Source organism: Glaciecola sp. KUL10 (assembly GCF_003203515.1).
GTDB lineage: Bacteria > Pseudomonadota > Gammaproteobacteria > Enterobacterales > Alteromonadaceae > Glaciecola.
Map to the genome: position 1 here is coordinate 43,844 of NZ_BGNG01000004.1, position 20,010 is coordinate 63,853.

At 42.6% G+C, this 20,010-nt stretch carries 20 protein-coding genes; 14 read left to right on the plus strand and 6 right to left on the minus strand.

Annotated elements, in window-relative coordinates; genetic code table 11:
* Positions 1 to 125: 125 nt before the first annotated feature.
* A complete protein-coding gene (gene nfuA / locus KUL10_RS08280) occupies positions 126 to 704 on the minus strand; it encodes a Fe-S biogenesis protein NfuA (RefSeq protein WP_110428461.1) in 579 nt (192 codons plus the stop codon).
* Between the two features lie 177 nt (positions 705 to 881).
* On the opposite strand from nfuA, the gene KUL10_RS08285 reads away from it, so the two are divergent.
* Positions 882 to 3,473: a M14 metallopeptidase family protein gene (locus KUL10_RS08285; protein WP_110428462.1), complete on the plus strand. Its 2,592-nt coding sequence runs from the start codon at positions 882 to 884 to the stop codon at positions 3,471 to 3,473.
* Between the two features lie 6 nt (positions 3,474 to 3,479).
* On the opposite strand, the gene KUL10_RS08290 is transcribed toward KUL10_RS08285, so the two are convergent.
* Positions 3,480 to 4,262, minus strand: coding sequence for a ComF family protein (locus KUL10_RS08290; protein ID WP_110428463.1), 783 nt, complete (start codon positions 4,260 to 4,262; stop codon positions 3,480 to 3,482).
* A gap of 45 nt (positions 4,263 to 4,307) precedes the next feature.
* Between KUL10_RS08290 and bioH the strand changes: the two genes are divergently transcribed.
* The 3 genes from bioH (at position 4,308) to KUL10_RS08305 (ending at position 6,330) form a co-directional block, all read left to right on the plus strand.
* Entirely contained in the window at positions 4,308 to 5,123 is an 816-nt protein-coding gene (gene bioH / locus KUL10_RS08295; RefSeq protein WP_110428464.1) for a pimeloyl-ACP methyl ester esterase BioH, read from the plus strand.
* Between the two features lie 139 nt (positions 5,124 to 5,262).
* The gene (locus KUL10_RS08300) at positions 5,263 to 5,499 is read left to right on the plus strand and encodes a hypothetical protein (protein WP_110428465.1); all 237 of its coding nucleotides are present in this window, start codon (positions 5,263 to 5,265) and stop codon (positions 5,497 to 5,499) included.
* 9 nt (positions 5,500 to 5,508) lie between these two features.
* Complete coding sequence (locus KUL10_RS08305; protein ID WP_110428466.1) at positions 5,509 to 6,330, plus strand: putative metalloprotease CJM1_0395 family protein; 822 nt, start codon at positions 5,509 to 5,511, stop codon at positions 6,328 to 6,330.
* Between the two features lie 37 nt (positions 6,331 to 6,367).
* On the opposite strand, the gene KUL10_RS08310 is transcribed toward KUL10_RS08305, so the two are convergent.
* Positions 6,368 to 8,692, minus strand: coding sequence for a Tex family protein (locus tag KUL10_RS08310; protein ID WP_110428467.1), 2,325 nt, complete (start codon positions 8,690 to 8,692; stop codon positions 6,368 to 6,370).
* A 72-nt stretch (positions 8,693 to 8,764) separates the two neighbouring features.
* The gene (greB, locus tag KUL10_RS08315) at positions 8,765 to 9,262 is read right to left on the minus strand and encodes a transcription elongation factor GreB (protein ID WP_110428468.1); all 498 of its coding nucleotides are present in this window, start codon (positions 9,260 to 9,262) and stop codon (positions 8,765 to 8,767) included.
* Between the two features lie 196 nt (positions 9,263 to 9,458).
* On the opposite strand from greB, the gene KUL10_RS08320 reads away from it, so the two are divergent.
* A complete protein-coding gene (locus tag KUL10_RS08320; protein WP_110428469.1) occupies positions 9,459 to 9,713 on the plus strand; it encodes a hypothetical protein in 255 nt (84 codons plus the stop codon).
* A gap of 52 nt (positions 9,714 to 9,765) precedes the next feature.
* Here KUL10_RS08320 and KUL10_RS08325 read toward each other — a convergent pair whose 3' ends face one another.
* A complete protein-coding gene (locus KUL10_RS08325; protein WP_110428470.1) occupies positions 9,766 to 10,536 on the minus strand; it encodes an FKBP-type peptidyl-prolyl cis-trans isomerase in 771 nt (256 codons plus the stop codon).
* A 97-nt stretch (positions 10,537 to 10,633) separates the two neighbouring features.
* Between KUL10_RS08325 and KUL10_RS08330 the strand changes: the two genes are divergently transcribed.
* Both KUL10_RS08330 and KUL10_RS08335 read left to right on the plus strand, forming a co-directional pair.
* Positions 10,634 to 11,611: a WD40 repeat domain-containing protein gene (locus KUL10_RS08330; RefSeq protein ID WP_110428471.1), complete on the plus strand. Its 978-nt coding sequence runs from the start codon at positions 10,634 to 10,636 to the stop codon at positions 11,609 to 11,611.
* On the plus strand, positions 11,601 to 11,834 hold the full coding sequence (locus KUL10_RS08335; RefSeq protein WP_110428704.1) for a SlyX family protein: 234 nt from the start codon (positions 11,601 to 11,603) through the stop codon (positions 11,832 to 11,834). Before KUL10_RS08330 ends, KUL10_RS08335 begins: the two co-directional genes overlap by 11 nt.
* A gap of 26 nt (positions 11,835 to 11,860) precedes the next feature.
* Here KUL10_RS08335 and KUL10_RS08340 read toward each other — a convergent pair whose 3' ends face one another.
* Complete coding sequence (locus KUL10_RS08340; protein ID WP_110428472.1) at positions 11,861 to 12,070, minus strand: YheV family putative zinc ribbon protein; 210 nt, start codon at positions 12,068 to 12,070, stop codon at positions 11,861 to 11,863.
* Between the two features lie 158 nt (positions 12,071 to 12,228).
* Between KUL10_RS08340 and KUL10_RS08345 the strand changes: the two genes are divergently transcribed.
* The 7 genes from KUL10_RS08345 to KUL10_RS08375 all read left to right on the plus strand — a co-directional run bounded on the left by KUL10_RS08345 (position 12,229) and on the right by KUL10_RS08375 (position 19,959).
* On the plus strand, positions 12,229 to 14,142 hold the full coding sequence (locus tag KUL10_RS08345) for an ATP-binding cassette domain-containing protein (RefSeq protein ID WP_110428473.1): 1,914 nt from the start codon (positions 12,229 to 12,231) through the stop codon (positions 14,140 to 14,142).
* A complete protein-coding gene (locus KUL10_RS08350) occupies positions 14,139 to 14,720 on the plus strand; it encodes a TIGR02444 family protein (RefSeq protein ID WP_158525347.1) in 582 nt (193 codons plus the stop codon). Before KUL10_RS08345 ends, KUL10_RS08350 begins: the two co-directional genes overlap by 4 nt.
* Positions 14,713 to 15,768, plus strand: coding sequence for a hydrolase (locus KUL10_RS08355; protein ID WP_110428475.1), 1,056 nt, complete (start codon positions 14,713 to 14,715; stop codon positions 15,766 to 15,768). Before KUL10_RS08350 ends, KUL10_RS08355 begins: the two co-directional genes overlap by 8 nt.
* 2 nt (positions 15,769 to 15,770) lie before the next feature.
* Positions 15,771 to 15,989 (plus strand): YheU family protein, encoded by a 219-nt coding sequence (locus KUL10_RS08360; protein WP_110428476.1) that lies wholly within the window; start codon positions 15,771 to 15,773, stop codon positions 15,987 to 15,989.
* 3 nt (positions 15,990 to 15,992) lie between these two features.
* Positions 15,993 to 17,009 (plus strand): phosphotransferase, encoded by a 1,017-nt coding sequence (locus KUL10_RS08365; protein ID WP_110428477.1) that lies wholly within the window; start codon positions 15,993 to 15,995, stop codon positions 17,007 to 17,009.
* 107 nt (positions 17,010 to 17,116) lie between these two features.
* The gene (locus tag KUL10_RS08370) at positions 17,117 to 19,036 is read left to right on the plus strand and encodes a bifunctional acetyl-CoA hydrolase/transferase family protein/GNAT family N-acetyltransferase (RefSeq protein ID WP_110428478.1); all 1,920 of its coding nucleotides are present in this window, start codon (positions 17,117 to 17,119) and stop codon (positions 19,034 to 19,036) included.
* Complete coding sequence (locus tag KUL10_RS08375) at positions 19,033 to 19,959, plus strand: histone deacetylase family protein (protein WP_110428479.1); 927 nt, start codon at positions 19,033 to 19,035, stop codon at positions 19,957 to 19,959. Before KUL10_RS08370 ends, KUL10_RS08375 begins: the two co-directional genes overlap by 4 nt.
* Positions 19,960 to 20,010 lie beyond the last annotated feature (51 nt).

Below are 20,010 nucleotides of genomic sequence, written 5' to 3' on the forward strand. Positions count from 1 at the left end.
ACTGTTAAGTGCTTGAAGGTAGATCAATAATCAAAAGCGGTCTTTCACCGAACGAGCAGTTTATAGATAACTGTATGTGACCATCCTTGGTAACGAAATAACCTACACTTTCATAGTAAGACAATTTAATAATAAGAATGCTCACCCGCTTCATGCTCAGTAGCATCTTTAACACCCGTTAGCTCACCAGCAAATTGTTCAAGCATTTGCTTTTCGATACCGTCTTTAAGGGTAACATCGACCATTGAACAGCCGTTACAACCGCCACCAAACTGAAGCACAGCAACGCCATCAGTTGTGATTTCGACTAACATGACCTTTCCGCCATGACTGGCGAGTGAGGGATTGATTTCGGTTTCAATCAGATAATTGACTCGTTCTACTAGTGGTGCGTCGTCAGATAATTTACGAGCTTTCGCGTTAGGGGCTTTAAGCGTGAGTTGCGAGCCCATTTGGTCAGTCACGAAGTCGATTTCAGCTTCTTCTAAAAACGGTGCGCTTTCAGCGTCGACTACTGCATCAAACCCATTGAAATTTAACCGAATGTCTGTATCTTCAACTGCATCTGGTGGACAGTAGGATACACCGCACTCGGCGGTTGATGTACCTGGGTTAACAACAAAAACACGAATATTTGTTCCATCGCCTTGTTGCGATAATAATTTTGCGAAGTGGCTTTGCGCAGACTCAGAAATAGTGATCATTTAACCCTCTGATGTTCTATCATTGTTGGTTACAAACTTAATTGCTATGCATAATAACAAAATTACTTGAGTAAAACACTCAAGTATTATCTGTTTTTTTCATGCGCTTGTTTTTTAAACGCCTTATGGCTAAGAGATGGGGTATGATTAGGCGTTATTCAAGAACGAGGACTTACTATGTTTGGAAGGTTAAATGCGAATGGTCGCTGTGGGAAAGTGTGGTCAATATGCGCGGCACTCTTATTTTTCTGTCATTTTGCGTCAGCAAAGACGGTTACAAGCGATCTTGATTACCTTCCTAAAAATCAAAATTACCTCGCTGATATTCCAACCCCTGAACAGGTACTTGGTTATCCAGTAGGCACTTGGCATGTGCGTCATGACCAACTATTAAGCTATATGCGTGCGCTTGATGCAGCCTCTGACCGCATTACCATCACTACAACAGGTCAAACTCACGAACAACGTGATTTGATTTTGATGACGATAACGGCTGCCGATAATCACGACAAAATAGCTGATTATCAAAAGGCTCACCTAGAACGTATTCAAACGGGCAAAGCTGCGCCATCAGATGCACCACTCTTTATCTATATGGGTTATAGCGTGCACGGAAATGAGCCGTCAGGTGCGAACGCGGCCTTGCTAATTGCATATCATCTTGCTGCTTCACAAAGCCCAGAAGTATTGTCGTTGTTAGCTGAAAACGTTGTCCTGCTTGACCCTGCTCTCAATCCAGACGGGCTATCGCGTTTTGCGCAGTGGGCTAATATGCACAAAGGCAAAAACCTCGTCGCCGATCCTCGCCATCGCGAGCATATTGAACACTGGCCGTCAGGTCGGACCAATCACTACTGGTTTGATTTGAACCGCGATTGGCTTTTACTAACGCACCCAGAATCGCAAGCTAGAATCAAACAGTTCCATCAATGGCGACCGCATGTGTTGACTGATTTTCATGAAATGGGTACCAACAGCACTTACTTCTTTCAACCGGGTGTGAGTTCGCGCAAAAACCCTTGGACACCAGACACCAATGTGACACTCACAAAGTCTTTGGGTAACTTCCACGCACAAGCGCTAGACGACACTGACCAGCTTTATTTTACTGAAGAAAGCTTTGACGATTTCTATTATGGCAAGGGTTCAACGTATCCAGATGCGCATGGCAGTATTGGGATATTGTTTGAGCAAGCCAGCAGTCGTGGTCATCTGCAAGAATCGATTAACGGTGAGCTTAGCTTTCCTGCCAGTATACAAAACCAGGTAACAACGTCTTTATCGACTTTTAAAGGTTCTCAAGAAAACAAAGCGGCTATTCTGGCCTATCAGAGTCAATTCCACAGAGATACTGCTTCGTTGATTAAAGAAGATGATATCGGCGGGTTTGTGGTCTCAGCTAGCAAAAACAAAAGTGCTTTTGAGCGTGCGTTGAGCATCCTTACATCACACAAGATTAAGTACGAAGTCTTGGATAAAGACTTTTTCTATGACGACAAAACCTTTAATGCTGAACAAAGTGTGTATGTGCCCGTTAATCAAGTTCAATACCGTTTGATTCGGTCACTTTTTTCTGAACGCCAACGCTTTGTTGATAACACATTTTATGATGTGTCTAACTGGAATTTGCCTCTAGCATTTAACTTACCTTATGAATCAGTCAGTCAACGAGCTGCGCGCAAAATATCAAGTACGTCGCAAGGTTTTGAGCATGTTGTGGACAATAGCAATATTGCCGAAAACGCCTATGCCTATGTATTTGAGTGGCACGACGCAAAAGCACCGGCATTACTCCAATCATTGTTAGAAAAAGACTTTGAAGTGCGATTAGCAGGAGCTGACTTTGCCGCAACTGTTGATGCACAAGGCACTCAAAAAGACTTTAATGCTGGTGCCGTGATGATTTCTCGCGCATTAGCACAACCTGAAAATTGGCAGGCTACGCTTAAGACACTTGCTGACGATCATAAGATAGATTTAACGACGATTACCTCTGGTCTAACTTCAAAAGGCATTGATTTGGGCAGTCGCCAGTTTGCAAAAGTGGAATTACCAAACGTACTAATGGTGGGTGGAAAAGGTACTTCACAATATGAAGTGGGTGAAATTTGGCACTACCTAGACACTCGCGTTAATTTGCCAGCGACGTTATGGGATTTAGAAGATCTTAACCGTTGGGATATCGATCGTTATACACACATTATCTTTGCCAATGGGCGTTATGGGTCATTATCAAAATCGACCTTAGAAAAAATCGAAAACTGGGTGCAAAAAGGCGGCGTGTTAATCGGGCAGAAAAACGCGGTTAGTTGGTTTGCAAAGAACTCGTGGATTGATAACAAGATCCTCAGCAACGAAGATATTGATAATGCGTTTTCGACTCAGGGCCTAGCCTATGGTGACCGTCAAGCCTTACGCGCTAAGAAGTTGATTGCAGGTTCGGTTTACAAAGCGAAAATAGACCTTACTCATCCACTATTTTTTGGTTATGAAAACGATGAGCTCGCATTCTTTAAAACCAGTAATCTGGTGATGAAAACCTCGGCTGAGCCCTTTGAAAATATTGCCATTTATAAAGAGAAACCATTGGTGGCTGGCTACACTGCGGATGAGTTGCAAGCATTAATCGGCAATACCACTGCGTTGACGGTTAAACAACAAGGTAGAGGTGTGGTCATTGCATTTGTCGATAATATCCACTTTAGAGGTTATTGGGACGGCACTAACAAGCTAATGGCAAACAGTATCTTTATGTCTAGTCTTTTGTAAGTACGCTTAGGTCTTAGCATCACTGGTTAACGATATTGCCATTGTGATGACAGTAATTTGCAAGTCAGCTTGCTTGGCTTGCAAGGCACTACAAGCTTGATTGATGGTTGCGCCAGTTGTGATCACGTCATCGATGAGCGCAAGGTGTTGATAAGGAAGTTCGTCAACACAAGCAAAGGCATCTTTAAGGTTGCTTTGCCGTTGCTCTGGATTCAGCTTGGCTTGTGCTTGGGTATGTCGCACTCTTGCCAACGGATTGATGACAGGAATAGAGAAGTGTTGCCCCAATAAATCCGCCAAAATTTGTGCCTGATTATATTGGCGTCGCATATAACGTAGATGGCTCAATGGGATTGGCACTAGTGCTTCTATAGACTCAAGGCAAAGCGGATGCACACGTTTAATAAACCAGTCGGTAATGATATGTGCGCAATACACCTTTTGAGCAAATTTTAAGTCTAAAATGAGTTTATCTACTGGCCATTTGTATTCACTAAGGACAATCAAATTAGCATAATTTGGGGTCAGTAAGTGCTTATTAATTTTTGGATTGTTGAGTAGGTTTACGCGCGTCGAATGCATCCAATAATGGGTTAAAAAAATGTTTGATTGAGGCCCGTTAAGCAAGTCTTTTTCACAATATTGACAGGTTAGTAATCCACTCGTTTGATGACAGAAATAGCAATGTTGGTGGCCGATAAACGCAGCTGTTTTTGATATTAAGTTATCACGCATCTGCTTAATTTTATTTAAAGCTGAGTGCAAAATAAGGCGCTGTCTATTGGTCATATTTCAACATGGCAAAATCGTAAATTTGAAAGGTAGTTTAGCAAGATGAATCAACTTAGTAGCCTGTCGTCTAGATCTGAACCAACGCTTGTTTTTCTTCATGGTTGGGGTATGAACAGTGGCGTTTGGACGTCACTGACTAATATGTTAAACAAGCATGTAAAGTGTCAGTGTATCGACTTACCTGGCTATGGTGACGCTCATGACGTTGATGTCACGCCAGAACACTATAACCTAGTCTATTTAGCTAATTGGGTAGAGACGCGACTTCCCGAAAACTCAATATTGGTAGGTTGGTCGCTAGGCGGGCTAGTCGCTCAAAAGATTGCGATTGATGATCCTAGCAAATTATCAGGGCTTGTGTGTATCGCAAGCACGCCAAAGTTTGAAGAAAGTCACGATTGGTTGGGCATCAAACCTAATGTGTTAGATTTATTCCATCGTCAACTAAGTGACGATCACGGCAAGACCTTAAATCGATTTTTAGCAATTCAAATGCAAGGGATTGCTGATATTTCTGCAAGAAAAGCCGCGATTAGAACCTTATCTGAACGACTTTTATCAAAGCCTTCACCTAATCCTGCTTTGCTAGATGCGGGCTTGTCTTTGTTAAGTACCGTTGATTTACGTGAAGCCATCGGTAAGATCGTGTTACCAACACTGCGTATCTACGGTCGATTGGATTTATTGATCCCCTATAAAGTGATTGAAAAAATCGCGGATTTACATCCAAATAGCACTAGCATTGTTCACAAAAAAGCGTCTCACGCGCCATTTGTCACTGATTGCGAGCAAATTTATGACGATATAATGGCCTTTTTGAATCAAACTCAACTCACTAATTCTATTGATAAAAAATAGTCACCTGTAAATAAATATGTACGAAAGTTGAACAGATAGCCTATTTTGCCGTCAGTATTAGCTATTTTAACTTCAGTTTTGTAAAGAATTGGTCGATAATTAGACACACTGAAAAGTGTTTTGATTATGAGGTTCAAACATGATTTCACCGATAAATGGTGCTCAATCCGCATTGTATTCTGGTTTTGAAGGCTACAAACGCGGCGAAGCTAAGGTCACCGAGGCTGCTGCGAACATCGCAACGCGCCCAGCACAAAGCAACTTAAACGAAAGTGTTGTCGACTTGACCACTGGCAGTTTACAAGCGCAGGCTTCGGCAAGCGTAATTAAACGTGCCGATGAAATGCTTGGCACACTGATCGATACACTGGCGTAAGTAAATACGATGAACGTTGTCACGCCTTTACCCATTGCGAACGGATTTCCAACCAATAACGTTGGAACAGAATCGGCGCGCCGTGATAACGTGCAACGTGAGATCATTCCTGCACTTGCTCAAAACGAAAAATCAGCTACCGAGAAAGGACTTGCAAATGAGCAAGAGCGTTCTTCGTCAAATGCGTTTAACAATCCTACTTACGAAAAACCCAGTGCAAATCAGCAGTCGACGCCATTCGATCCGACACAAGCATCGATAGGCGAGCAAACTAACGATACCCAGCAAGAATCAGCGGGTAAACAAGACGCAAAAGATAAGCAATCAGAACAGCAAGAGCAAAAAGAAATTGCCGATTTAAAGGCGCGTGATTTAGAAGTTCGACTGCACGAACAGGCGCACGCCGCCGTGGGTGGACAATACGCTGGCTCACCTACTTACGAATATGAGAAAGGCCCTGATGGCAATCGCTATGCGGTTGCGGGCGAAGTCAAAATAGACGTTTCAGAAGCTAAAGAGCCAGAAGAAACGGTGCGTAAAATGCAGCAAGTTAAGGCCGCAGCACTGGCACCGGCTGAACCCTCTACTCAAGACTATAAGGTAGCGTCAGAGGCCTCACAAAAAGAACAAGCTGCGCGTTCTGAAATGTCGCAAGAACGCGTTAAAGAACTAACGGAATCATCGGGCGAACAAGCATCGGATAATGATTCATCATTTGATGCAAACAGTTTTGAACAAAGCGATACTGTTGCAAAAACTAAAAGCGTTATTGATGGCTTTTACTCAAAAATAGGTAAAAGCCAACAAAGCGGGGTTTCACTCAGCGCATAGTTCGTAACACTTAGTGCTTACTAACAGCGCCTATTATCTACTTTTTAGCCTTTGCAAATGCATCTGCAAAGGCATTACCCATTGCCGCATTTCCAAACGACTTTTGATTACTCGCTGGTTTATTCGGCGCTTTTTTGTGCGCTTGCTGCTTGGTCTGAGGCTTCTGCTTTGACGCATTTGCTTGATTGGCGGTCGGCTCATCATCTAAACGCATGGTTAACGAGATTCGCTTGCGTTGTGTGTCTACTTCCATGACTTTGACTTTAACAACATCGCCTGTTTTCACGACTTCGCGAGGATCTTTGATAAAGGTATTCGAGATAGAAGAAATATGCACTAAGCCATCTTGATGCACGCCAATATCAACAAAGGCACCAAAGTTAGCAACGTTGCTGATGACGCCTTCTAAGATCATACCGACTTTAAGGTCTGCAACCGTTTCAACACCCTCTTTAAAGCTTGCCGTTTTGAATTCTGGACGTGGATCGCGGCCTGGCTTATCAAGCTCTTTTAAAATATCAACAACAGTGGGGCGACCAAACTCATCGGTAATAAAATCATCGGGTGATAACTGTTTCAGCAAATCGGTATTGCCAATCATATCGTTAACCGCATGGCCTGATTTAGCGACAATCGTATCCACGACTTGATATGCTTCTGGGTGAACGGCCGATGCATCCAATGGATTGCTGCCATTCATCACTCTTAAAAATCCGGCTGCTTGCTCAAATGCCTTAGGACCAAGACGTTCGACTTTTTTCAAGGCTTTGCGATCATTAAACGCACCGTTTTGATCGCGATAATTTACGATATTTTGAGCAAGGGTTTTGTTCAGTCCCGACACATGACTGAGCAATGCAATAGACGCAGTATTTAAATCAACGCCTACCGCGTTTACACAATCCTCTATCACCAAATCAAGTGACTTGCCTAATAGGCTTTGGCTAACGTCATGTTGATATTGGCCAACTCCAATCGCTTTGGGCTCTATCTTCACCAGCTCGGCAAGCGGGTCTTGTAAGCGGCGTGCTATTGATACTGCGCCGCGCAAAGATACATCCATGCCTGGTAGTTCTTTTGAAGCAAGTTCAGACGCTGAGTATACCGAGGCGCCCGCTTCGCTGATCACGATTTTTTGCACACCCAACTCAGGAATGGCTTTGAGTACCTCACTTACAAGCTTGTCTGTTTCTCTAGAACCAGTGCCGTTACCGATACTGATTAACTGAACCTTGTGCTGTTTACACAATGTTGCCAAAGTGCGTGCTGATTTATCGAATTGGTTTTGCGGCTGATGCGGAAAAATGGTGGTGGTATGTAAAACCTTGCCGGTTTCATCAACAATTGCGACTTTTACCCCCGTTCGCAAACCAGGATCAAGACCCATGGTGACTTTAGGGCCAGCCGGAGCAGCCATTAGTAAATCATTTAGATTTTTAGCAAATACTTTAATGGCTTCTTCTTCGGCTTGTTCGCGCAGTTTGCCAAACAGCTCTGTTTCCATATGCAAGAGTATTTTAATTTTCCACGCCCACTGAACAACGCCTTGCAGCCACTTATCACGCGAGGTGCTATGCAAGTTTAAACCTAGGCTTCTGCATATAATATCTTCGCAATGAGAGTGTTTAACACTGTCTTCTTGTTGTGGATCAGCATCGATATTGACCTGCAAGATCCCTTCGTTTCGACCTCTGAAGATCGCAAGTGCACGGTGTGAAGGCACTTTAGAATAGCTTTCTGAATATTCAAAGTAGTCGCTATATTTTTCGCCTTCTTTTTCTTTACCCGCAAGCACTTTACTTTTTACGTGTGCATGTTTGTTTAGGTAGCTTCTGATTGCGGCAAGTAACTCAGCGTTTTCTGCAAAACGTTCCATCAAAATGAATTTTGCACCGTCGAGCGCAGCTTTGGAATCGGTGATTCCTTTCTCTTCATTGATGAAGGTTTGCGCTAAGGCTTCTGGGTCTGCAGATGGGTCATTAAAAAGTGTGTCAGCAAGTGGCTCTAAGCCAGCTTCAATGGCAATTTGTCCTTTGGTTCTGCGCTTCGGCTTAAATGGCAAATATAAATCTTCAAGCGCAGTTTTATTGTCTGCACTGAGTAATTTAGTTTTCAAAGATTCGTCTAACTTGCCTTGTTCATCAATCGATTTGATGATCACTTTGCGTCGATCTTCTAAATCGCGCAGATAAACCAGTCGCTGTTCAAGTGTGCGCAGTTGAGTATCATCTAAGCCTTGCGTCACCTCTTTTCGATAGCGAGCAATAAAGGGAACAGTTGCACCTTCATCTAATAATTTTACAGCGGCAGTAATTTGAGCTGCACTCGCGTTGAGCTCATTGGCAATTTTTTCGATGATCATGAAAGACTCTGATGGATAGATGATTAGTAAGATTTTCTAGGCCGAATGATAACATTCAAGTCGATGGATTTGCTACGTATCCGATAGCCAATTTTCAGGTTTTTGATAGCTAATATTCACTACCCACCATTCAAACTTGCCTGCTTCAGTGCTTACGTGGACTTCGTCATCAACTTGTTTTTTCAAACAGGCGCGTGCCATGGGTGAGTCGATTGATATATAGCCTTTGCGACCGAAGATTTCGTCATAGCCAACGATTCTGAATTGCAGTGTTTCTTCTTTGCTATTTTCTAGCTCTACATAAGCTCCAAAAAATATTCGACCGTCTTGTTGTGGGTCATAATCAACTACTTTTAAGCGTTCTAGTGCTTTTGTGATATAGCGTACACGTCGATCAATTTCTCTGAGTTTCTTTTTGTTGTATTGATAGTCTGCATTTTCACTTCGGTCACCAAGACTTGCTGCCCATGTCACCTTTTTGGTTATTTCAGGGCGTTCTTCACGCCATAAAAAGTCGAGTTCTCTTTTTAGCGCTTCATATCCTTCGCGAGTAATTATTTGGGTAGGCAAATTAGCAATCTCTTATATGAACTGATTTACATTAAATGGTACAATTAATTAACAAATATGGCGAAAAAATGAACATTAATCTGTACGTTAATGTCATTATATCCGATACTAGCACTTTGGACTTTATTAGCGGTAGGCGACGACTACGCTAGGTGCTTCACGTATTCAACGCCATAAACAATCTTTGGAGAAGTTTATGGGATTAAACCAAAATCACAACAACAATATTGAACATTTACCCGTTAAACATTTTATGATCGTTTTTCTGGGGTTTTTAGTGTTTATTACAGGTTTGTTTTTGATGGGCTACAGCTTTTTTGCTTGGATGCTTGTGTCAGATTCACTGCAATCACTTACCTATTTTAGTATTGGTGTGCTGACTTGTTACTTGGGTAGAAAAATAATCAGAAAGATGAGTAAAAAACAATACATCGCAAACGTAGTAGAGTAACGCCATTGTCTGAACGACAATGGCGTATTATTCGAATCAAAGATATTCGATATTATTTACTAACAATTTCTAATAACTCAACATCAAAAATAAGCGTTGAGTTTGGCCCGATGATTGGGCCTTGTTGACGTTCGCCGTATGCTAAATTAGCAGGGATGTGGAAGCGATATTTTGAACCTTCTGTCATTAATTGAACACCTTCAGTCCAGCCAGAGATTACACCGTTCAGAGGGAACTCAGCAGGCGTGCCGCGTGAGTATGATGAATCAAACTCAGTGCCGTCTATAACTGTTCCACGATAGTGAACCTTTACAGTGTCAGTTGCGGCTGGACGCTCGCCTTCACCTTCAATTAACACTTCGTACTGAAGACCAGATTCGGTAGTCGTAACGCCTTCGCGCTTACCATTTTCAGCAAGATATGTTTGGCCTTCTTCAAGGTTCTTAACTTTTGATGCTTCTTCTTTGGCTGCCATCTTTTCACGTAAGACTGCATCAGAAGCTTGTGTTAATTGCTGAATCTCTTGCATGTTGTAGATGGTTTCTTTTTCGAGTCCGTCTTTAAAGCCTTGCATCAAGGCTTCTAAATCAGTTTCGACTTCAAACGTATTTTGTTGTTCGATACGGTTTTGTGCAAATAAACCCATGCTAGCACCAAGTGCATAAGAATGCTTTTGTGCATCGGTAGTGTATGGGTCTTCTTTACTTGTTTGTTCAGTACTTGCTGCAGTCTCGGCCGTTTCTGCTTGTTGTGCGTCTTGTTTTTGACAAGCACTAAGTGCTAATGCAGATAGGATTGCTAGCGCCAGGGTAGCCTTCTTCATTAAATCTCTCCAATATTGTTATTGTTTGAAGGTTGCGGAATTTTGTATTACTGCCGCTATAGTAAAGGTCAAGACACAAAGAAGAAACCACTTTCCCATGATTAAACAGATGTTTTTAGCCTTATTGCTTATTTCCGCATTTTTATTGAGTGGATGTTCTGGTGAGTTTACCCCACCCGACGCAAAAGACAGTGTTTCTGATGGTGGAATCTATGATGCGGATATCAGCACCGACGGCAGTTTTGCGGTCGTCACTACGGTTAATTCGCACATTCAAGTGTGGTCCTTAAGTGAACATAAAAATCGCTTCACGTGGCGGCACCAAGGTGACGGCACCAACTTAGTGGATAATGTTCATATTAGCGCAGATCAAAGCGTGGCGATTACGGCCGACAATGAAGCATTTGCCGTTTGGGATATTGCATCTGGCGAACCCATCGGATTTTGGCGAATAGATGAGTCAACGATCCGCGATGTAGCCATAAGTAACCAAGGTAAAGGTGTGTTGGTTGGCAGGGCAAATGGCACCGTTTTGTTTTTTGAGCCTGATACGGGCAGAAGACTTGAGTTTTTGGGACATACTGAAAAAGTAAACACAGTAGATATTTCGCCTAATGGTAAGTTTGCTATTACCGGCAGTAATGATTACAAAGCCTATTTATGGAGCACACAGACGGGGCAAGTCATCCATGTGTTTAATCATACCAACCGAGTGACTATGGTGAGCATTGATGATCAAGCGCGTTATCTGTTTACCGCTGACAGTCAAGACGATGCCACTATCTGGGATGCCCAAACAGGTAATGCTATTAGCCGCTTAAACTTTATTCAACGTCAGATTGTGTTTACGAGTGTGAGGTTTAGCGAAGACGGTACAAAACTGCTAACGGGTTCACCGGCTAGACGCCTAGCATTATGGGATGTTGCGACAGGTGATAATCTAGAGCAATGGCGTGTCGCACCCAATAATGGCATTGCTAGACAGTCTGCTGTTGTATATGGGGTGGGTTTCAACGAAAATGGCGTTATCTCAATTGCAAGCTCGGGCAATGTTGAATACTGGCATGACAAATAACACTGATTTAAACGCACAAACACAAGCGCAACTTGACCAACTTGAATTTAAAGTGGCTTTTCAGGAAGACACAATTGAACAACTCAACCAGATTGTGACTCAACAACAAATGGCGATTGATGCGCTTGAACAAAAACAGCAAGTGATTATTGAGAAACTGAAAAGCTTGCAAAGCACCAGCTCTAACATTAACTCTGGAGAGGAGATTCCGCCTCACTACTGAGGTTTGCCGCTCCTACTCGGGTTCTACTACTCGGGTTTAAACAAGCCTATCACGTTCTCATTGGCACGAGTCGCTTGTTCGACTTCTTCATCGGTTTGAGATTCATTATAGCCGCAATGTACGCAATTCATTTTTTCTACATTGTTTTCAAAATACAGCATTAGCGTATCTAAGCTTTTGCAACTTGGACATTTAGCGCCTGCAATAAACCGACGTTTTTGTTTTTTCTGACTCATACTTATTTTCCATTTCCCTTATCTTCAGAGTCTTACGTATGGCTAGCGATTATAGCGCACATTAAAGTAAATAGTGACGCGCAAAACCCACTCATCTTTGGTATTCTTGCGCCTTTCCATAGACTTTTTGTTTTACGCGCATAAGCAGCCATCACTAAATGATTCAATTAACAAATTTATCTCTTCAACGCGGTATCAAAACATTAATTAAAGATGCCAATATTGAAATCTATCCTGGCCACAAAATTGGGATCATCGGCGCCAATGGTTGCGGTAAATCGACGCTGTTTTCGATGCTGCGCGGAGAGCTTCAAGCTGATGCGGGTGATTGTATTGTGCCTAAACACTGGCGCATTGTTTCAGTGGCTCAAGAAACGCCTGCTAGCGAAAAAAGTGCGCTTGAATATGTCATTGACGGCGATACCGAATTAAGAAAGCTACAAGCTCAATTACTCGATGCTGAAGACGCTCACCAAGGTGAAAAAATCGCTGAGTTGCATGAAAAGCTCGCTCATATTGGCGCTTACGATGTTGAAGCGAGAGCCGCGGTTATTCTTGATGGTTTGGGATTTTCAACTGCGCAATTGCAAAACCCAGTGTCTGATTTTTCAGGTGGCTGGCGAATGCGCCTCAATCTTGCTCAGGCACTCTTGTGCGAATCCGACTTATTGCTGCTGGATGAACCGACTAACCACTTAGATCTAGACGCAGTTATTTGGTTAGAAAATTGGATTAAAGGCTACAAAGGCACACTCCTGCTCATTTCCCACGACAAGTCCTTTATTGATGAATGTGTCGGCGGCATCGTGAGCTTTGAGCAAACTGCGCTCGTGATGTATTCGGGCAATTACTCTGGTTTTGAAAAGCAACGTGCTGAAAGACTTCGCTTGCAAGCCAGCGAATATGAAAAGCAGGCAAAAAAGAAAGCGCACTTAAATGCATTTATTACGCGCTTCAAAGCAAAAGCGAGCAAAGCCAAACAAGCTCAAAGCAGGGTTAAACAACTTGAAAAAATGCAAGATTTGATGCCTGTTCACGCTCAATCTGCATTCAGTTTTGAATTTAAAATACCTGATAAGCTGCCCAATCCACTCGTTTTAATGGAAGAGGTCAAAGTGGGTTATGGCGAAACCGTTATTTTAAACGAAGTAAAGATGAACCTTGTGCCTGGTTCTCGCATTGGTTTGTTGGGAAAAAACGGTGCGGGTAAATCTACCTTGATAAAGCTGTTATCAGAACAACTTAGCCCAATGAGCGGTGAATACCACACCTCCGCTGGCTTAAAAATCGGTTACTTTGCTCAGCATCAGGTCGAGCTTTTGCATTTAGACTCCGATCCTTTTGAGCACTTATTTAGATTGGATAAAAAGCTCAGTGAGCAAGAAATTCGAGATTACTTAGGCGGTTTCGGTTTCCAAGGTGACGAGGTCTACAAGCAAGTTAATTTAATGTCTGGTGGCGAAAAAGCACGTCTAGTATTAGCACTGATTGTCTATCAAAAACCTAATATGCTGCTACTAGATGAGCCGACCAACCACCTTGATATTGAAATGCGTCAAGCCCTTAACTATGCACTTCAAGCGTTTGAAGGTGCAATGGTCTTGGTCTCGCACGATCGCTACTTATTATCCACGGTGTGTGATGACTTTTATTTGGTTGATTCAGGCGAAGTCAGCAGCTTTAAAGGTGATTTGGACGACTATAAAAAATGGCTGTTTGCTTCAAATGCACAAGCTGCAAAAAGCTCAAAAATGGAAGCAAATGGGCATGTAAGTGAAGCAGATAAAAAGAGTGTTGATAGAAAGCAGCAAAAGCGATTAGAAGCTGAATTAAGACAAAAAACTAAACCGTTTAGGGATGAAATAACTAAACAAGAGAAACGAATGGAAAAAGCTCAAAAACTGTTGGCTGAAATTGAAGCGACAATGGCTGACAACAGTTTATATGAAGCAGTGAACAAAGCTAAACTGACTAAGGTGCTTGAACAAAAAGCCAGCGCCGATGCTGAGTTAGAAGAGGCTGAGATGTTATGGCTTGATGCGCAAGAATCATTAGAGGCGCTTTTGTCTTGAAGCTGAACAATACAAGCCGACTAGATATCCCAGTGCAGACCGATCATTTTTGGCAGTTTGCAGTGACCATTTACGCACGTGAGCCGGTCAAGCTATGCTGTCTGGATCTGCAAAATGAGCACGATGCCAATGTGAACTTGATACTCTTGTGTATTTATCTTGATCGGCACAATTGCCAATTATCCGTAGAGCAGATTAGCCAAATACAACATAGTATCGAGCAGAGCAACGTAGTACTCAAAAAGCACCGTAGCAAAAGACAAGCACTCAAAAAAAGTAAGGCTTTGGACCAAGAAGCCCTTATCGTCGCTTACCAAACCGCACTAAGCGAAGAGCTTGAGTTAGAACGTGAGCAACAATACATTTTGGTCACTTGTTTGAACCAAATTATTATGTCCGACCTAGCCTTGGAAGCGTCAATTAAAACACCTATTTCAAGTGAAAAGTCTTTAAGCAACACAGAACGATATTTAACAAATGTGCTAGCAAGTCAAATAACGAGTTCAATTACAAGTAACGAAGAATACATGATACCAAAGCTACAAGCACAGTTTGAACGTCTGGTGGAGTATGTCTAAACACTTGGCGTCAGCGTGTCATTTTGGTGCTTGCACGCAAAGTGATTTCATTGCGCCAACTTGGGCGCAAAATCCGCATGTTCAAACTATTTTCCCGAGATATCTCGTTAAACATCCAATTGTAAATACCACCAATGAGCGTATCGCAACACCCGATGGTGACTTTTTAGATATCGCTTGGTCTATACCAACCGAAGCAGACAATGCTAAAGCCTTAGTGATAATTTTTCATGGGCTTGAGGGTTCGATTTCGTCGCACTACGCCAAGCATTTGGTTCATGAACTCAATCAGCAAGGGTTCATCAGCGCTTTGATGCACTTTAGAGGCTGCAGTCACGAACTTAATATTACGCCGAGGGCGTATCACTCAGGTGAAGTCGAAGACCCGATTCTTGCAATTACTCACGCAAGTAAACGTTATCCGAAGCTGCCCGTTTATGCAGTTGGTTTTTCATTAGGCGGCAACATGCTGATGAACTTAATCGCTGAACACGCTCATCGAGTGGCAGTAAAGACAGCGATCGCAGTATCCTCGCCTTTGAATTTGTCAGCATGTGCTAAACGCATGGAGGTGGGTTTTTCACGCGTTTATCAGCGACATTTGATTAAAAGCATGCAACAAAATTTACTGACCAAGTTGAGTGTTTTGTCTGCAGACTACAAGCAAGAAATGCTAGATACGCTTGGGTTTTCAGAAAATAAGGTTGCTGAAGTAGTCTCTTCACTTAAAACCTTTTACCAATTCGACGACAAAGTAACAGCGCCTTTGCACGGTTTCAAAGACGCACAAACCTATTATGACCAATGTAGCGCACTACCTAAGCTTGCTAATATCAGCACGCCAAGCTTAATTTTGCACGCCGCAGATGACCCGTTTATGGACGAAAAAGTGATCCCCAATCACCAGCAACTTTCGAATGATGTCGCTTATGAACTCAGTGCGCACGGCGGTCACGTAGGATTTATGCAAGGCAGCATATTTAGTCCAAATCTATGGTTGAGCGAAAGAATTGTGTGCCATTTTAACTTTATCAACGAGCAACAATAATCATGTTAATTCCTCACCAAGAAATTTCAAAAGAGACGCTATACAGTTTGATCGAATCGTTTGTGCTTCGCGAAGGCACAGACTATGGTACTCAAGAGGTCTCACTAGAAGAAAAAGTCGAAGATGTCATTCGACAGCTAGAGCAAGGGGTTGTCGTGATTCAATACTCGGAAGAACATGAAAGCGTTAATATCGTCACCAAAGATAGCTTGGGATTGTGAACGGTGAATGATGCACAGATTGCTGAATGGCTATGCAATGAGTTCAAAGCCGAAAAGGCTGAAAAGGTCGAGCATATCCAAGCCTTGTGGAGTGGATATGGCGAGATAGCGCGATATGAATTAACTAGCAATGGTCAAAGCCGCAGCCTTGTGGTTAAGCACGTTAACTTACACGAACAAACAAGCCACCCAAGAGGTTGGTCTGGGCAGCGATCACATGACCGCAAAGTATCTTCCTACTTCAATGAGCAAATCTTTTATCAAGCAATAAGCCCCGTTTTAAATCAGGGTGCCTTAAATTGCAAAGTACCCACTTGCATGAGTACACAACACTCAGACCAGCACGTACTGCTGGTACTTGAAGATCTCGATGCCAGTGGCTTTAGAGCGCGTTACACAGACATTAACCCATCAACTCAGATGAATATTGTCCATGCAACTATCGAGTGGTTGGCTTGTTTTCATGCAAGCATGTTGACCGTCGATACCTCAAAACTTTGGCCAGTCGGCACGTATTGGCATTTAGGCACGCGTGAAGATGAATGGCAGGTGATGCCTAACTCTGCATTAAAATCAGCGGCAAAAGAAATTGATGCCACATTGAATAGTGCACAGTATCGAACGCTACTTCATGGCGACGCCAAGCTAGCTAACTTTTGTTATTCGAGGTCTGTTGTTAGTAGCGTTGACATTGCCGCAGTTGATTTTCAATACGCTGGCAGGGGTGTTGGGATAAAAGACCTAGTGTATTTTTTGGGAAGCTGTTTTGATGAATCAGCTTTAGCACAGCATGCACCGGGATGTATCGGACATTACTTTAATTACTTGAACAATGCAGTTTGTCAGGTAGCACCTAACATAGATATCAAAGCGCTCGAAGCAGAATGGCGATATCTAGAAGTCTTTGCTTGGGCTGATTTTGAACGCTTTTTGAGTGGTTGGTCACCTTCGCATTTTAAATTGAATGCTTATTCGGATGCAAAAACGCAAGATGCTTTGTCTCGATTAACTCGTGAGTAGCACTTTCATCGCGTTTGAAAACAGGACAATCTATAGTGATAGATCAAAGAATGTTTTTTATAGCGACGTTACTATCATGCTTGTAGAGCAATTTACAAGGTTGATTGATGCTTTCAATAAAGTCACAGTTTTCAAATAAAGTCGATTGGCACAACTTGATTTCCTCCGGGAGCCGTTTGTTTATAGGTTCAAATATTGCGGTCCCAAATGCCTTGATAGATAGCCTTATCGAGGATGGAAAAGGGCTTGATGATCTTGAGTTAACGCATATTGGAACAATTTCAGACGATAAATGGGCTTTGCCTGATTATCAATCGCGGTTTAAGGTAAATACTTTTTTTATACACGGCGATATCGTCAGAAAAGCAGTCGATGAAGGACGGGCGGACTATACACCGTGTTTTTTGTCTGAAATTTCGAGTTTATTTACAGATGATACACTGCCTCTGGATGCCGCTTTGATCATGGTTTCGCCGCCAGATGAACTTGGCTATTGCTCACTGGGATTGTCAGTTGACGTTGTTATGTCCGCCGCTCGCGCTGCCAAACATATCATCGCTCAAATCAATCCCAATATGCCGCGCACATCTGGGCATTCCTTTTTACATATCAGCGAATTTAGCGCATGCGTTGAACACGAGCAAAAACTGCCTGAATTGCTGGTAGGCGAGCAATCTAAGATTAGCGATAGAATTGCACAATATGTCGCGATGTTAGTGCCAGACAAGGCAACACTTCAACTTGGCATTGGGAAAATACCAGATGCAATCACTCGATATTTGCACACTCACAAAGACCTAGGTATTCATTCCGAAATGGTCAGTGATGGAGTGATGGACTTGATAAAAAGAGGCGTCATCACGAATCGCTACAAAACCTTTCATCCAGGAAAAACAGTCGTCAGTTTCTGTATGGGTAGTCAACAATTATATGAGTTCGTTGATAACAATCCACACGTAGAGTTTTATCCTGCTGCGTATGTGAACAAGCCCTCAAACATTGCCAAAAATGACAATATGATTTCTGTAAATAGCGCATTGCAGGTTGATTTAAGTGGTCAAGTAGTTGCCGATTCTATAGGTTCTGATTTCTATAGTGGTATCGGCGGTCAAGTTGATTTTGTCACTGGGAGCTCTAAGAGCAAAAACGGAAAACCTATTATTGCACTGCCTTCAACAGCAAAGAATGGCTCCGTATCACGAATTGTTGCGCATTTAGACAAGGGCGCGGGTGTTGTAACTTCACGCGGTAATGTTCACTACGTGGTAACCGAATTTGGTATTGCTAGTTTGAAAGGCAAAAGTATTCGAGAGCGAGCACTTGAGTTAATTCGTGTTGCACATCCGAAGTTCAGAGAAGCACTTTTGCAAGAAATTAGGCAAGACTTATGGGTGCCCAATTATCAAAAACAGTATCCTACTGATGTGGCGGAATTTGGTGAGGTGCAAATAAAACCAGTTTACGTAGATACTGAACAGTTTTATCTGCGCCCTCTGAACCCATCAGATGAACGTCGACTTCAGGAGTTTTTTTATTCGCATACTAAAGAAACAATTCGAATGCGATACAACTACGATCCTGGACCAATGACAGGTCAAAAGTCATGTGATTTAGTCAGTGTCGATCAATGCAAAGATATTGCTTTGACAATCGTGAGACAAGAGGGCTCTAGAACACGTATTGAAGCGGTTGGGCGCTACTATCTTTATGAGCAGCAAAATGCATGTGAAGTTGCTTTTGTAACGCGCGAAACTAACCAAGGGAAGGGCATGGCAAAACGCCTTCTGCACGAAATGATAGAAATCGCTCATAGCAGAAAAATAAAAAGCATGTTTGCCTTGGTCAAAAAAAATAATAAGGCAATGATTAGCGTATTCGAGTCTTTTGGCTTTATTCGTACCCCAGGCGAAGAAATTGGTGAAATAGAATTAACGTTTAACCTAGATAACTATGCTTCTATTAAGCCTTTAAAACCGACTGATAGCTTTTTAGATATGCCAGCGAACGCAGAGGGAGAGGAAAAATGAACGTAACGGTTATTGGTAGCCCAAAGTGCAATTTACATGACATGGGAGCTGACCACCCTGAACAGCCTTCTCGTCTATACCAAATAAATGACCAAATAATTGCTTCAGGTCTTGAGTATGTTGTTCATTTCGCTGATGCCACTAGCGCGAGTAAACAGGATTTGCTGCTGGCACATGATATTGATTTTATTGAAAAAGTGTTTAGTAGTTCGCCTGTAGAAAATGATGAAAGAGTATGGATCGATGACGACACTATCATGATGAACAAGAGCCTAGATGCTGCATTATCGGCAGCTGGTGCGGCAATAATGGCTGTCGATACCGTAATGGGTAAACAAAGTAAAAGTGCGTTTTGTGCAACGCGACCACCTGGACATCACGCAAGTAAAGGGGCTTCGGCAGGGTTTTGCATATTTAACAATATTGCGATTGCAGCTAAATATGCTTTGGAGCACTATCATCTTGCACGAGTGGCCATTATTGATTTTGATGTTCACCATGGTGATGGTACTCAAAATATCATTGAAGACGATGAACGCATTATGTTTTGCTCTTCTTTTCAGCACCCATTTTATCCTTTTAGTGGTGATGAGCCTACTAGAAAGGGCATTCTCAATATTCCAGTTCCTGCCGGTACCAAAGGCAGTGAATGGCGAGAGCTCGTCTCACCTTGGTTTCAGCAGATTGATGAATTTGCACCTGAACTTATTTTAATATCCGCTGGTTTTGATGCGCATGCGGAAGAGGATATGGGTTACCTGAGATTGGTTGAAAATGATTACGTTTGGATTACCCAAGAATTGAAAGCCTTAGCTAATAAGCACTGCGAAGGCAAAGTTGTTTCAATTCTAGAGGGTGGCTATGCTTTGAGTGCATTGGCTAGAAGCGTTGTTGCTCACCTGAAAACGCTTGCGATGGAATAATTTTATGATGCCCAAGCCAATCACTTTGCTTGGGCCGATGCCAGCAAACGT

Coding starts and splice junctions, on each gene's coding strand:
- nfuA (WP_110428461.1), bottom strand. CDS start 704: ATGATCACTATTTCTGAGTCTGCGCAAAGCCACTTCGCAAAATTATTA.
- KUL10_RS08285 (WP_110428462.1), top strand. CDS start 882: ATGTTTGGAAGGTTAAATGCGAATGGTCGCTGTGGGAAAGTGTGGTCA.
- KUL10_RS08290 (WP_110428463.1), bottom strand. CDS start 4,262: ATGACCAATAGACAGCGCCTTATTTTGCACTCAGCTTTAAATAAAATT.
- bioH (WP_110428464.1), top strand. CDS start 4,308: ATGAATCAACTTAGTAGCCTGTCGTCTAGATCTGAACCAACGCTTGTT.
- KUL10_RS08300 (WP_110428465.1), top strand. CDS start 5,263: ATGATTTCACCGATAAATGGTGCTCAATCCGCATTGTATTCTGGTTTT.
- KUL10_RS08305 (WP_110428466.1), top strand. CDS start 5,509: ATGAACGTTGTCACGCCTTTACCCATTGCGAACGGATTTCCAACCAAT.
- KUL10_RS08310 (WP_110428467.1), bottom strand. CDS start 8,692: ATGATCATCGAAAAAATTGCCAATGAGCTCAACGCGAGTGCAGCTCAA.
- KUL10_RS08320 (WP_110428469.1), top strand. CDS start 9,459: ATGGGATTAAACCAAAATCACAACAACAATATTGAACATTTACCCGTT.
- KUL10_RS08325 (WP_110428470.1), bottom strand. CDS start 10,536: ATGAAGAAGGCTACCCTGGCGCTAGCAATCCTATCTGCATTAGCACTT.
- KUL10_RS08330 (WP_110428471.1), top strand. CDS start 10,634: ATGATTAAACAGATGTTTTTAGCCTTATTGCTTATTTCCGCATTTTTA.
- KUL10_RS08335 (WP_110428704.1), top strand. CDS start 11,601: ATGACAAATAACACTGATTTAAACGCACAAACACAAGCGCAACTTGAC.
- KUL10_RS08340 (WP_110428472.1), bottom strand. CDS start 12,070: ATGAGTCAGAAAAAACAAAAACGTCGGTTTATTGCAGGCGCTAAATGT.
- KUL10_RS08345 (WP_110428473.1), top strand. CDS start 12,229: ATGATTCAATTAACAAATTTATCTCTTCAACGCGGTATCAAAACATTA.
- KUL10_RS08355 (WP_110428475.1), top strand. CDS start 14,713: ATGTCTAAACACTTGGCGTCAGCGTGTCATTTTGGTGCTTGCACGCAA.
- KUL10_RS08360 (WP_110428476.1), top strand. CDS start 15,771: ATGTTAATTCCTCACCAAGAAATTTCAAAAGAGACGCTATACAGTTTG.
- KUL10_RS08370 (WP_110428478.1), top strand. CDS start 17,117: ATGCTTTCAATAAAGTCACAGTTTTCAAATAAAGTCGATTGGCACAAC.
- KUL10_RS08375 (WP_110428479.1), top strand. CDS start 19,033: ATGAACGTAACGGTTATTGGTAGCCCAAAGTGCAATTTACATGACATG.